This window comes from Mesorhizobium sp. DxT, assembly GCF_058448885.1.
In genome coordinates, this window is sequence record NZ_JBZFLJ010000006.1 from 1 (window position 1) to 13,000 (window position 13,000).

Sequence of the window (13,000 nt, forward strand, 5' to 3'; positions counted from 1 at the left end):
GCGCTTGAACTCGTCACTGAAATTGCCGGTCCCCATCATGGCCTCCTTGCCTCAAATTTAGGGAAGAAGGCGTCCACAAATCTAGGGGCTATTCAACCTGGCCTCGTAGAAGGCCATCGACTTACATCTTATATTGAGATCGCGTCCTTCTTTCGAAAGTGGCTCTTCCGTCGCCATCCGCAATGCCTCTGCCAAGTTCAATCAATGCCAACCTCGCGTTGGCAAGCTTGCTGTTCTCCAAGCACGGCGCGACCGAATCATCAACCCATGTGGAGTTGGATAGCGCCGGCTAAATGCCATCCTCGAACGGTGGATAGGTGGGCACCGTTCCATATCGTTGGACGGGCGACCATCGTGCCGAGCGTCTGAGCGAAGCGGCGAGCGCTATGCAAGTGGATAGATAACGGTGCCGTCATTCTATACGATCCATATGACTGACGGGATCTGCCAGCCTGCGCCGTAATGCCTTGACCAGCTTGCGGCAACGCATTTCCCGTGGCGTCCTCCGACACCGAAATTTACAAGCCATCGCGCGGCATAGCTATATGACACGTCCACTCCAGAACCCGAGCATGCCCGAAAGCATGGCAGCGGCGAGCGGGGAGACTACACTGCTGGTCGCCGCGTTCGTGTTTCCGGCATTTCCGATGATGGCGTTCAGCTCGGTCATCGAGCCGCTTCGCGCGGCCAATGTGCTGGCCAAACGTCAGCTTTATCGGTGGATCGTGGTCGGCCCTTCGAGCAAGCCGGTGAGAGCGTCGAACGGAATTCTGATCGCGCCCGACCATGGCGTGGCGGACGCTCCTATCGTCGACCGGGTCGTCGTCTGCTCGGGCGGCGATGCGGATCAGGTGGTATCGAAGGAGGCCACCGCATGGATCCGGCGCTGCCTTCGTCGCGGTGCCGCGATTGGGGCCGTGGCCGATGGCGCGTTCTTCCTGGCGCGCGCCGGCCTGCTCGACGGCCACGCCTGCACTTTGCACTGGACCAGCCAGGCGGCATTCCACGAGGCGTTTCCGGAACTCGACCTGAAGCGCGATCTCTATGTGGTCGACCGCAACCGCTTTACCTCGGCCGGCGGTGTCGGCAGCCTCGACATGATGCTCGAGATCATTTCCGGCGATCACGGTGCCGAACTTGCCGCCGGCGTTGCTGAATGGTTCGTGCATTCGCCGCTGCGCTCCAGCGTCGACCGACGGCTGATGCCTGTTCGGCTGCGGACCGGCGTGCGCGACGAACTGGTTCTCTCGGCAATCGCGATCATGGAGGAGGAGGTGGAGGGCCGGCTTGCGATCGCGGCGCTGGCCCATCGGCTGGGGGTCTCGAACGACAGGCTCGAGCGCGCGTTCCAGACGGAACTCTCCGTCGCGCCGAGCGCCTATTACCGGCAATTGCGTCTGCGCCGCGCCGCCGACCTGCTGGCGCATTCCTCGTTACCGATACGGGAGGTAGCGCTGGCCTGCGGCTTTGCCAGCATGTCCAGCTTCGCCCGCGCATTCCGCGAAACGCATGGCGCAACTCCCGGTGCCTATCGCCGCGCATGACTCCCGATCCGTCTCGCGGTTTCAGGGCTTTCTTTTGCGGAATCTGGCACAAACCAGCGAGCTGACCGGTATCATCATCGCCGCCTACAGGAGGCATGAATGAGCATCGTCGTATTTGATCCGGACAGCACCGAAGACGTCGACTTCAGGGACCGCATGCGCCATCCGGCGGCTGCGGACCCGGCGGGCGGCATGTGGCTCTCCGACACCGAACCCTCCTTCATTGACGCGAATGCCCTGCGCAAGGGACGGCTGACGAAGCTGCGCGCCTGGATGAAGGATGCGGGCTATGGCGCGCTGGTGCTGTTCGACCCGTACAACCAGCGCTACGCGACCGGTTCGCGCAACATGTTCGGCTATTTCCTGCGCAATTCGACACGCTATTTCTTCGTGCCTGCCGAGGGGCCGATCGTGCTGTTCGAATACCCCCAGAGCTACCATGTCTCCATGGTGCTCGACACCGTCGACGAGGCGCGGCCGTCGAAGCTGGTATGGTCGTCGGTCTCCGGACGAGACGACGAAACCGCCGGTCCCTTCGCCGATGAAATCGCCGAGTTGCTGAAGGCTCACGGCGGCGGCTCGATGAAGCTGGGGCTAGACCGCTGCAGCCACCTCCAGGCTCTGGCACTGGAAAAGCGCGGCTGCGAAGTGAAGGACTGCCAGGGCGAGATACTCGCCGTGCGCGCCATCAAGACGCCGGAGGAGGTCAAATGCCTCGTCGCTTCGATGGCGGGTGCGGAAGCCGCGGTCTGCGCGGTTCGCGAGGCGATCAAGCCGGGCGTGTCGGAGAACGAGTTGTTCGCCATCATGTATGGCGAGGTCATCCGCCAGGGCGGCGAGTTCATCGAGACGCGCCTGCTCACCTCCGGCCAGCGCACCAACCCGTGGTTCAACGAGGCGAGCGGCCGCAAGATCAGGCCGGGCGAACTGGTCGCGCTCGATACCGACACGATCGGCTGCTACGGCTACTACTCCGACTTCTCGCGCACCTTCCGCTGTGGTCCCGGCAAGCCGAGCGACTACCAGAAGATGCTCTACCGCATGGCCCACGATCAGGTTCAGCACAATATCTCGATCGTAAAGCCCGGCATGGCGTTTCGCGAGATAGCCGAAAAGGCGTGGAAGATTCCCGACCGGTTCGTCGATCAGCGCTACACCTCGGTCATGCACGGCGTCGGTATGCATGGCGAAACGCCCTTCATCGCCCATTCAATGGACTACGAAACCTACGGTCGCGATGGCATCATCCAGCCGGGCATGGTCGTGTCCGTCGAAAGCTATATCGGTGAGAAGGGCGGGAGCGAAGGCGTCAAGCTCGAGGATGAGATACTGATCACCGAGACCGGCACCGAGCTTCTGTCGCGGTTCCCCTATGAGGACGAGTTTCTGGCAGGTGGTGCAGCTTGAGAAAGCCGTTGACGATCGACCCCGCACAAAGTGCGCTTTTGTGCGTGGATCTGCAGGAAGAGCACCGCCAGGACAGCCGCTATCTGGTCGACGGCTTCGACCGCGTGCTCGAAAACGTCCAGCGCCTGCAGGCGACGGCGCGGGAGCGCGCCATCGCCGTTCACCACTCGGCCTATGTGGTGGATGCCGGTGCCGGAACGCACCGGCCCTTTCATCCGATGATGGAAGACGGCCGCTCTGCCTTCAGCGATGTGAACGATCCGCTGTCGGCAATCTGCCCGGAAGTCGGGCCGGCCGGCGACGAACTCGTGCTCGTCAAGACTGACGCCAGCAGCCTCGCGCAGGGCGATGTGCCTCTGCTTTTCCGCGCTCACGGCCTGCAATGGATTTTCGTGTGCGGTGTTTGGACCGAGGCCTGCATCGCCGCGACCGTCAAGGACGCCGTGGACCAGGGCTTTCGCGCAATCCTGGTCAAGGATGCCTGTTCGAGCGGCAGCCGCGCCATGCACGAGACGGCGGTCCTCAACATCGCCAACCGGCTTTATGGCGGCGCCGTCACTGACACCGATGGTGCTTGCAGGCTGATGGCCGGCGAGACGGTCTCCGCCTGGCAGGTAGTTGGCTCGGTGCCGCTGCGCTTCGCGTATGATGATGCTGCGGCACTTTACGATGCGTTGTAGGCAGCCCTGAGCCTCTCGATGTCCGCACTCGACCGATACCGTCACCTGCTGGATGCAGACCTCGCTGCATTCATAGAGGCGCACGAGCGGGGGTTCCCGCCTGATCTGGACGCGCAGCCGCTGGATCGCCAGAGGGCTGTCTACGAGGAGATGTGCCGCACCTTCCACGCGCCCACGCCTGCCGACATCGAAATCCTCGATACCGCACTCGAGTTTCCGGACCGGGCCATACGATTGCGCATCTACCGACCGCTCGGCCGGAAAGGCGTGGCCACGGTCCTCTATTTCCACGGAGGCGGGTTTGTCTTCGGCGACCTGGACAGCCACGGCGACATGTGCGCCGAACTGTGCAGCCGCGCCGATGTCGACGTGATCTCGGTCGACTATCGGCTCGCACCGGAACACCTTCACCCTGCGGCCTTCGATGACGCGATGGCCGCCTTTGCGTGGGCGGCGCGGACGTTTAGGCGGTCTCCGATATTGTTCGGTGAAAGCGCTGGTGGCTCGCTGGCCGCGGCGGTTGCTGCAGCGACGAGACGCCATTCGGAAAGGCCATGCGGGCTTGTGCTCGTCTATCCCGGTCTGGGTAGTCACGGCGACCTGCCGTCATTCAGCGAGCACGCCGAGGCGCCACTGCTTTCTGCCGCCGAAATCGGCCACTATCAGGCGATCCGTCTGCGCGAAGCAGGGGATGCGGCTGACCCGGCCGTGAACCCTCTGCGCGATAGCGACTACACGGACCTGCCACCTACCTTTGTATCCGTTCCTGAATTCGATCCGCTTCGGGACGAGGGGGAGCTCTATTGCAAACTGATCCGTGCAGCCGGCGGGAATGCAACTTGTGTGGTCGAGCCCCGACTGGTTCACAGCTTCTTGCGGGCGCGAACCCGTGTAGTCCGCGCGGCCAGCGCTTTCGACCGCATAGTCGACGCCGTGAAATCCATGAGTGCGTCCTAACGCGCGGCTGGACGCATATCATTTGCGGATTCATGCACACTCATGCTGCCACGATACCTCTACGATCCGCCGTGATAGCCATCCGGCCCCACCAACCAGATCGACGGAGAGCGACATGAGCAGGTACATGCTGACGAAACGACCCCTTCACCCTATGGCTGAAGCCGTTACCGGCAGCTTTCGCTCGGGCCGCATCGGCCGGCGCGAGTTCCTTGCTTCGCTAGCCGCTCTCGGCGTCAGCGCTTCAGGCGCGCGTGCGCTTGGCGGCCTGGCAGTCACTCCCGCCGCCGCGCAGGAGCCGCAAACGGGCGGAACGCTGCGCGTTTCAATGACCGTCAAGAACTGGCGCGACCCGCGCACCTTCGACGGGGTCGAGATGTCCAATATCGCGCGCCAGTGCAACGAGTATCTGGTGCGATGGAACAGCGATTTCACGTTCGAGCCCTGGCTGTTAGAGGCATGGGAAGTGAGCGATGACGCCCGCGTCATAACCTTGAAGGTCCGTTCCGGCATCACATGGTCCAATGGCGATGATTTCAACGCCGACGATCTCGTCCACAACCTGACCCGCTGGTGCGACAGCGCCGCCGAAGGCAATTCGATGGCGAACCGCATGTCCGTTCTGATCGACCCGGACTCGAAGCAGGCGATCGAGGGTGCGATCGAGAAGCTGGACGACATGACTGTCCGCCTGAACCTGCCCAAGCCGGACATCTCGCTGATAGCCGGCATGGCCGATTATCCCGGGCTCATCATGCACCGCAGCTACGACGGGAGCGAAGACCCGATTGAGGCACTGGCGATTACCACCGGCCCATGCGAACTGGTGTCGTGGAACACCGGCGAGAGCGCGGAGGTCCGCCGCAAGGATGCGCCCTGGTGGCGCGGTGACTTCCACCTCGACGGGATTCGCTGGATCGACTACGGCACCGATCCGAATGCGGCGCTGTCCGCCTTCGAGGCGGGCGAAGTCGATGTCAACCACGAGACGGCGGCCGAGCAGGTGGATCAGGTGGAGGGGATCGGCCTGACGACCTCGGAGATTGCCACCGGTTCCACAATCGTCGCCCGCTTCAGCGCTCGCGCGGAACCCTATGGCGACGCGCGCGTTCGTCGCGCCGCACAGCTGGCAGTCGGCAATGAGGCCGTGCTTCTTCTGGGCATCGACGGTCGCGGCAAGCAGGGCGAGAACCACCACGTCGGTCCGATGCATGAGGAATACGCCGACATTGGCCCCCACGTCCGCGATGTCGAGCAGGCCAAGGCGTTGCTTGCCGAAGCAGGCATGGAAAATCACGAATACGAACTGATCTCGGTGGATGTCGACTGGCAGAAAGCGACCGCCGACGCGATCGCCGGGCAGATGCGCGAAGCCGGTCTCAACACGAGGCGCACCGTGCTGCCGGAAGCGACGTTCTGGAACGACTGGACGAAATTCCCATTCTCGTGCACCGAATGGCTCGGCCGTCCGCTAGGCGTGCAGGTGCTGGCGCTCGCCTATCGCTCGGGCGGCGCCTGGAACGAAAGCGGCTACTCCGACGCTGAGTTCGACACCCTTATGGACGAGGCGCTGGCGACGCCCGACCCGGACGAGCGCCGCGCAATCATGGAAAAGATCGAATCCAACCTGCGCAACTCGGGCATCATCATCCAGCCCTACTGGCGTTCGGTCTTCCGTTCGTTCCAGGCCAGCGTGAAAGGCTGCGAGCAACATCAGTCGCTCGAACAGCATTTCGAAAACGTCTGGCTCGAAGCTTAGCCGGCAGCCCTGAGAGTCTTAAGCCTTGACGACGTTGGTGTTCGGCAGGTCCCGCCTGGCGCATGCGTTCCTGGTGTCGACGACGAGCTTTGCGTTATCGACAACGAGGGCGTAGTCGACGGTATCGTGATCGGTGGCGATCAGCACGGCGTCATAGCCCGCCACCTCCTGCGCCGTCAGCGCCACGGAGCGGCGTCCGGTCAGTGGCGCATGCTCGCGCGTCGGCGGGATCTGGGCAATGTGAGGATCGTGGTAGGCGGTCACCGCCCCGCGCTCCTCCAGAAGCTCGATCAGCCGCAGCGACGGGCTCTCGCGCATGTCGTCGACATTCTTCTTGTAGGCAATGCCAAGCACCAGAATCCGCGCGCCGTTGAGGCCGCGCTTGAGCCTTGAATCCATGGCCCTTGCCAACTGGCTGACCACGCGCTGCGGCATGGCCGTGTTGATCTCGCCGGCAAGCTCCACGAAGCGGGTGGAGATCTCGTATTCGCGCGCCTTCCACGTCAGGTAGAAGGGGTCGATCGGGATGCAGTGACCGCCAAGCCCCGGCCCCGGATAGAACGGCATGAAGCCGAACGGCTTGGTCTTGGCCGCGTCGATCACTTCCCACACGTCGATTCCCATCGCCTCGTAGACGACCTTGAGTTCGTTCACGAGCGCGATGTTGACGGCGCGGAAGATGTTCTCCGTCAGCTTCACCGCCTCGGCCGTCGCGGCGGACGACACCGGCACGGTCTTCGTCACCAGAGCACCGTAAAGCGTATTGGCCAGTTCCAGCGCGTGTGCGCCGTCGCCGCCCACCACCTTCGGGATCGTGGAGGTGCCGAAATCCGGATTACCCGGATCCTCGCGCTCCGGCGAGAAGGCGAGGAAGAAGTCCTGGCCGCTTTTCAGGCCGCCTTCTTCCAGGATCGGCCGCAGCACCTCGTCGGTGGTGCCGGGATAGGTGGTCGATTCCAGAACCACGAGCTGGCCGGCCCGCAGGCTGCCCGCGACAGAGCGCGCCGTGGCCACCACGAAGGAGAGGTCCGGTTCGCGATGGCGCGTCAGCGGCGTCGGCACGCAGATCAGGATCGCATCGACCTCTGCCAGCCGCGCGAAGTCGGCTGTAGCCTCGAACTTGCCCTTGGCGATGGCATCGCCCAGGAGCGCACCGTCGATATGCTTGATGACCGTCTCGCCGCGGTTCACCTTGGCAACGCGCTGCGCGTCGATGTCGAACCCGATCACGCCATAGCCGGCATTCGTCGCCGTCACCGCCAGCGGAAGCCCGACATAGCCGAGCCCCACGATGCCGACGCGCGCATCACGCGAGCCGATGGAAGACAGAAGCTTCTCATAAATCGCGCTGTCGGCCACTGCGGCCGCCGATCCCTTGTTCATTTCGTTCAAAACAAATCTCCTCAATAGAACCACGCGCTCGACAGCCTCCAGGCTGCAACGCAAGCTCGCTTGCGTTCCCGAACGCGCATCATGCCTTCCATATTCCCCTGGTGTCGACGATCCTGACGCGGTCGCGATCCGGCGTGCCGCCGAACTTGAACGCGTCGTGGTCCACCAGGAGCACGCAGATATCAGCCTTCGCGAAAGCGTCCTGCGGGGTCACGAGTGTGGCCTCGCCCAACCCTTCGGGCAGTTTCGCGATATGTGGCTCGACCACCATCAGGCGATCTCGCACTTTCTCGGCCAGCGCGCGAGCAATACCGAGCGCAGGGCTCTCGCGCAGGTCGTCTATGTTCGGCTTGAATGCCAGGCCGAAGCAGGCAACCATTGGTTTCAAGCCGGGATTTTCGGCCGTCCAGGCCTCGATTTCGGCATCCACCCTGGACAGGACCCAGCGCGGCTTCGAATCGTTGACTTCGCGCGCCTGGCGTATCAGCCGCGCCTGCTCGGGGGCAGCGCTGACGATGAACCACGGATCGACGGCAATGCAATGCCCTCCCACACCGGGGCCGGGCTGAAGGATATTGACGCGCGGATGGCGGTTGGCCATGCGGATCAACTCCCACACGTCGATGCCCAAGCGGTCGCAGATCAGCGACAGCTCGTTGGCGAAAGCAATATTGACGTCGCGAAAGCTGTTTTCGGTGAGCTTCGTCATTTCCGCCGTCCGGCAATCGGTGACGAAGCACTCGCCCTTGACGAACTGGCGGTAGAGTTCGACGGCGCTTGCCGAGCAACGCGGTGTCATGCCGCCGATCACCCGATCGTTCTCGACCAGTTCGCGCAGAACCTGGCCCGGCAGCACGCGTTCGGGGCAATGAGCGATCCGGACGTCCGATGCCTCGCCATGCGTCTGCGGAAACGTCAGGTCCGGCCGTTCCTCGGCAAACCACGCGGCCATCTGCTCGGTAGCTCCGACCGGCGAGGTGGATTCGAGCACCACGAGATTGCCCGGCCGCAGCACGGGCGCGATCATGCGGCTGACGGCTTCTATGTAGCTGAGATCCGGCTCGGGCACCTGCGACACGGTCGCGTCGCGGAACGGTGTCGGCACGGCGACCACGAAGGCGTCGGCCTCCTCCGGCGTCAGCGTGGCATGGAAGAAACCGTCCTTCACCACACGATGCACCAGAGCATCAAGATCGGGCTCCACGAAATGGGTCCCGCCGGCATTTATGGTGTCGACCACATGCGGGGCAACATCAACACCGATGACCTTCTTGTTGCGGCTGGCAAACACCGCCGCGGTGGGAAGTCCGATATATCCCAGCCCCACCACGGAGATACGTTCAAACGGCATCAATACCACTCTGCTGAAGCTTCCGCTCGCGGATCGGTCGCCAGAAGCCGGTTGAAGCCCCGCCGCCCCTTCGAAGTGCGTGCAGATAACAGCATTGACGCTGTTCATCAATCGACAGGAACCGAGCTAGAAGCTTTTTCATGGAAGGTCGCCCGGACCTTGCGCCGCAGGCGCCTCGGCATGCGGATTCAGCATCTGCCTATTCTTGCGCCATCGATTCGTAGCATTTCTGCAACACGCAACTTTCCCTCTGCAGTTGAAATCGATCCGTTCGATATTTCTGTTGTCCAGCCGGCCAAATTTCTGAAATCTCCACTTCATGACAAGCCTGAGCAGAGTCGTTTTATTTCCCACATCAGGCCATGACCAAAGAAACAGATACACCTTGTTCCGATTCGGAGATAATTCATGAAATTCCGCGGCGCCATCCTTGCATCTCTTGCGTCCCTTTCCGGTATCTCGGCAGTACATGCGGCTGACGCCGTTGTATATGCAGAGCCTGAACCTATGGAATATGTTCGCATATGCGACGTTTATGGCGCTGGCTTCTTCTATATCCCCGGAACCGAGACCTGTCTTCAGATCGGCGGCTATATGCGCTACCGGATGGACTATGTGAAGCAGGAAGGGCTGCCATACGTCTTCACGAAGACGGCCCGCTTCGCACCCAGCTTCGATGTTCGCTCCGAGACGGAGTGGGGCACGCTGCGCGGCTTCGCGCATCTCTTCTTCGAATGGAATTCGCTCGACGGCAATGATGTCTACGCCGACCAGCTCTTCATGGAGCTTCAGATGGGCAGCGGCACGCTGCTCGTCGGCAAGACAGACAATCCCTATGCACGGTTCTTCGGCGACTATGGCGCGCCGGGCGAGTTCGAGGGCGACTTCGCAGGCCAGATCTACAATAGCGGCGAGGTGTCCTATACCTACGAGGCGGCCAACGGCTTCTCAGCCGTCATTGCGGCTGTCGAGACCGGAACCGGTCAGTTCGAGCCGAATATCGAAACCGGCGCGATCTACCGCAAGGACTGGGGCTCGATCGGCGGCATGGTCGGCTACGACAATCCCGACGACTCCTGGGGTGCAAAGGCCGTGGGCCGCGTGAACTTCGACCCGTTCGCGCTCGGCGTGCACGTACTTTACAGCAGCAGCGAGAGCGGTACTTACGGGGCGGTCAATCCTGGGAGCGGCGAGACCTCGGAATGGTCGATCCTGGCGCATGCCGAGGTCAAGCTGAACGAGAAGATTGCCGTCAACGGCTATCTGCAGTGGTTCGATGCAACCACCAGCGGCGACAGCGCCTGGCAGGCAAAGGGCGGCCTCGCGCTGACCCCGATCGAGAATCTCGAAGTGCTGCCGGAGGTTCGCTACACGAAGGTTTCCGGCGGGGCCGATAGCTGGGAAGGCGTGCTGCGCGTGACCCGCAGCTTCTGATCCCGACACTCCACGTTCTTGAAAGCCCGGCGGGTGATCGCCGGGCTTTTTTGTTGACTCCGCCTGCCTGCCTGCCGCCAATCGGCGCGCGATTGCAAAGACAGGATTCGGGGGAGTTCGCGATGACCGACAGTTTCAAGCGTTCCGACATCACGCTTGCCGACTGGAGAACGCACCCGTTCAGCCGCTACAGCTTCCAGCACGTGGCCGAGTTCGTTCCAACCGCCGAGATTGCCCCGGCGTCCGGACACGAAGCCCCCTCGCCCGGCCCGGCGGGCCTGCAAGAGCTTTCCCTCGAAGACATCGACGGGGGATCCATCGGAGCACTGGCTCACATGGAACGCTCTCACACGGATCATCTGGTGGTCATGCGCGACGGTGCCGTGATCGCGGAATGGCTTGCGGAGAACGCCGATCCGGCACGGCCACACGTCATCTTCTCGATCAGCAAGTCGGTCACCGGCCTACTCGCCGGGATCGCTGCCGGCGAAGGTCTGCTGGACCCGGATGCGCTGGTTGCGCAATACGTCCCTTCGATGAAGGGCTCCACCTACGGCGATGCGCGCGTCCGCGACCTGCTCGACATGACCGTCGACCTCGATTTCGACGAGGAATACCTCGACGACGGCGGGGCGTTCGACCGCTATCGCCGCGCGATGTTGTGGAACCCGGAGCGCGGCGACAGCCAACCGGAAACGATGGAAGCGTTCCTCGCCACGCTCGGCCGGCGCGGGCACGGTCATGGCAGGCAGTTCTACTACGCCTCCCCTAATACGGACCTGCTCGGCCTCGTCGTCGAGCGCGCGACGGGCGTGCGCTATCATCTTTACCTGGCGAACCGCCTCTGGCGAGCAATGGGCGCGCGGGGCGCCGCCAGCGTCACGGTCGATCGGGTCGGCACCGCGCGGGCTGCGGGTGGCGTCTGCATCACCACACGCGATCTTGCCCGGCTGGGTCAACTCGTGATGAACGATGGTCGCACGGCCGACGGTACGCGCGTCATCCCGCGCGACTGGATCGACGACATGCGCACCAATGGCGACCGGCAAGCCTGGGTGGACGGCAATTTCGCAGACATGTTCGATAACGGGCGCTATCGCTCGTGCTGGTACGATGTCGGCGATGGCCGCGGCACGCTCGCTGCGGTCGGCATACACGGCCAGTGGCTTTGGGCCGATCCGCAAAGCCGCGTGGTCATCGCCAAGACATCGTCACGCCCCGATGCCAGCGACGACGATGCCACCGCGCTCGAAGTCACGATGCTTTCGCAGATCGCCAAAGCCTACGAAACGCTGTAAAGCGCAGCATCCGCAACCTGCTCAAGCCTCCCGATCATGAACCGCCCTGCCCTTACCGCCCTTGCCGCAACATTGCCCGCCACTGTGCCTTTCGTCGGCCCGGAAGCGCAGGAACGCCAGCGCGGGCGCCCTTTCCGCGCGCGCATCGGCGCCAATGAAAGCGGCTTCGGCCCCTCGCCCGCGGTCAAGGCGGCCATTGCCGAGGCGGCGGGCGACGTATGGAAATACGCCGACCCGGAGAACCACGACCTGAAGGCGGCACTGGCCGCTCATCTCGGGGTCGCGGCGGAAAACATCACCGTCGGCGAAGGGATCGACGGGCTGCTCGGGCTGGTCGTGCGGCTGTTCGTCGAGCCGGGGCAGCCGGTGGTGACCTCGCTCGGCGCGTATCCCACCTTCAACTACCACGTGGCGGGCTTCGGCGGCCGCCTGGTCAGCGTTCCCTACCTGGATGACCGCGAACATCTCCAGGGACTTGCCGATGCTGCGCGGCGCGAAAATGCGCCGCTGGTCTATCTCTCCAACCCCGACAACCCGATGGGCACATGGTGGGAGGCTGCGGAAATCTCGCGGCTGATTGAGGCCCTGCCGGAAACGACCCTGCTGGTTCTTGACGAAGCCTATGGCGAAACCGCGCCGGCCTCGGCCATACCGCCGCTCGATGTCGGGCGACCCAACGTCCTGCGGATGCGTACCTTCTCCAAGGCCTATGGCCTTGCCGGCCTACGCTGCGGCTATGCCATAGGCGAAGCGGAGACGATCCGGGCCTTTGACAAGGTTCGCAACCATTTCGGCGTCAACAGGATCGCGCAGACCGCGGCGCTGGCCGCTCTCGCCGATCAGGAATACCTCCACTCCGTGATCGATTCAGTCGCCGCATGCCGTGACCGGATCGCAGCGATCGCGGAGGCCAACGGCCTGAAGCCGCTTCCCTCTGCCACGAACTTCGTCACCTTCGACTGCGGCGGGGACAGTGCTTTCGCGCTCAAGGTCATGCAGGCGCTCATCGCGCGCGACGTGTTCGTGCGCAAGCCGATGGCGCCAGTGCTCGATCGCTGCATCCGGGTTAGCGTCGGCCCGGAGGCCGAGATCGACCTGTTCGAGCAAATGTTGCCGGAAGCACTCGCAGCCTCGCGCGGCTAGGCGAGCAATCCGCATATCCTAAGGTTAGGCTCATC

11 protein-coding genes are annotated in these 13,000 nt (G+C 63.2%); 9 read left to right on the forward strand and 2 right to left on the reverse strand.

All coding sequences use genetic code 11. From position 1 onward, the window contains the following. Positions 1-584 precede the first annotated feature (584 nt). The 5 genes from ACVJNE_RS12465 (at position 585) to ACVJNE_RS12485 (ending at position 6,347) form a co-directional block, all read left to right on the forward strand. Positions 585-1,544 carry a GlxA family transcriptional regulator gene (locus ACVJNE_RS12465; protein WP_499566471.1) on the forward strand — a complete coding sequence of 320 codons (960 nt, stop codon included), beginning with the start codon at positions 585-587 and terminating at the stop codon, positions 1,542-1,544. Positions 1,545-1,643: 99 nt separating this feature from the next. Next, complete coding sequence (locus tag ACVJNE_RS12470; RefSeq protein ID WP_499565973.1) at positions 1,644-2,951, forward strand: M24 family metallopeptidase; 1,308 nt, start codon at positions 1,644-1,646, stop codon at positions 2,949-2,951. After that, positions 2,948-3,631: an isochorismatase family protein gene (locus tag ACVJNE_RS12475; protein WP_499565975.1), complete on the forward strand. Its 684-nt coding sequence runs from the start codon at positions 2,948-2,950 to the stop codon at positions 3,629-3,631. Before ACVJNE_RS12470 ends, ACVJNE_RS12475 begins: the two co-directional genes overlap by 4 nt. An 18-nt stretch (positions 3,632-3,649) precedes the next feature. Next, a complete protein-coding gene (locus ACVJNE_RS12480) occupies positions 3,650-4,588 on the forward strand; it encodes an alpha/beta hydrolase fold domain-containing protein (RefSeq protein ID WP_499565977.1) in 939 nt (312 codons plus the stop codon). Between the two features lie 115 nt (positions 4,589-4,703). Continuing rightward, a complete protein-coding gene (locus ACVJNE_RS12485; RefSeq protein WP_499565979.1) occupies positions 4,704-6,347 on the forward strand; it encodes an ABC transporter substrate-binding protein in 1,644 nt (547 codons plus the stop codon). Between the two features lie 18 nt (positions 6,348-6,365). Here the strand turns inward: ACVJNE_RS12485 and ACVJNE_RS12490 are convergent, their stop codons facing one another. Further along, a complete protein-coding gene (locus tag ACVJNE_RS12490) occupies positions 6,366-7,730 on the reverse strand; it encodes a nucleotide sugar dehydrogenase (protein ID WP_499566473.1) in 1,365 nt (454 codons plus the stop codon). A gap of 88 nt (positions 7,731-7,818) precedes the next feature. Next, positions 7,819-9,090, reverse strand: coding sequence for a UDP-N-acetyl-D-mannosamine dehydrogenase (gene wecC, locus ACVJNE_RS12495; RefSeq protein ID WP_499565981.1), 1,272 nt, complete (start codon positions 9,088-9,090; stop codon positions 7,819-7,821). A 51-nt stretch (positions 9,091-9,141) separates the two neighbouring features. Here wecC and ACVJNE_RS12500 point away from each other — a divergent pair, with 51 nt between their 5' ends. The 4 genes from ACVJNE_RS12500 to ACVJNE_RS12515 all read left to right on the forward strand — a co-directional run bounded on the left by ACVJNE_RS12500 (position 9,142) and on the right by ACVJNE_RS12515 (position 12,965). Beyond that, positions 9,142-9,456: a hypothetical protein gene (locus ACVJNE_RS12500; RefSeq protein WP_499565983.1), complete on the forward strand. Its 315-nt coding sequence runs from the start codon at positions 9,142-9,144 to the stop codon at positions 9,454-9,456. A gap of 42 nt (positions 9,457-9,498) precedes the next feature. After that, positions 9,499-10,524, forward strand: coding sequence for a porin (locus tag ACVJNE_RS12505; RefSeq protein WP_421929286.1), 1,026 nt, complete (start codon positions 9,499-9,501; stop codon positions 10,522-10,524). A gap of 122 nt (positions 10,525-10,646) precedes the next feature. Then, a complete protein-coding gene (locus ACVJNE_RS12510) occupies positions 10,647-11,822 on the forward strand; it encodes a serine hydrolase domain-containing protein (RefSeq protein WP_499565985.1) in 1,176 nt (391 codons plus the stop codon). 33 nt (positions 11,823-11,855) lie between these two features. Next, on the forward strand, positions 11,856-12,965 hold the full coding sequence (locus tag ACVJNE_RS12515) for a pyridoxal phosphate-dependent aminotransferase (RefSeq protein WP_499566474.1): 1,110 nt from the start codon (positions 11,856-11,858) through the stop codon (positions 12,963-12,965). Positions 12,966-13,000: the final 35 nt, after the last annotated feature.

Coding starts and splice junctions, on each gene's coding strand:
- ACVJNE_RS12465 (WP_499566471.1), top strand. CDS start 585: ATGGCAGCGGCGAGCGGGGAGACTACACTGCTGGTCGCCGCGTTCGTG.
- ACVJNE_RS12470 (WP_499565973.1), top strand. CDS start 1,644: ATGAGCATCGTCGTATTTGATCCGGACAGCACCGAAGACGTCGACTTC.
- ACVJNE_RS12480 (WP_499565977.1), top strand. CDS start 3,650: ATGTCCGCACTCGACCGATACCGTCACCTGCTGGATGCAGACCTCGCT.
- ACVJNE_RS12485 (WP_499565979.1), top strand. CDS start 4,704: ATGAGCAGGTACATGCTGACGAAACGACCCCTTCACCCTATGGCTGAA.
- ACVJNE_RS12490 (WP_499566473.1), bottom strand. CDS start 7,730: ATGAACAAGGGATCGGCGGCCGCAGTGGCCGACAGCGCGATTTATGAG.
- wecC (WP_499565981.1), bottom strand. CDS start 9,090: ATGCCGTTTGAACGTATCTCCGTGGTGGGGCTGGGATATATCGGACTT.
- ACVJNE_RS12505 (WP_421929286.1), top strand. CDS start 9,499: ATGAAATTCCGCGGCGCCATCCTTGCATCTCTTGCGTCCCTTTCCGGT.
- ACVJNE_RS12510 (WP_499565985.1), top strand. CDS start 10,647: ATGACCGACAGTTTCAAGCGTTCCGACATCACGCTTGCCGACTGGAGA.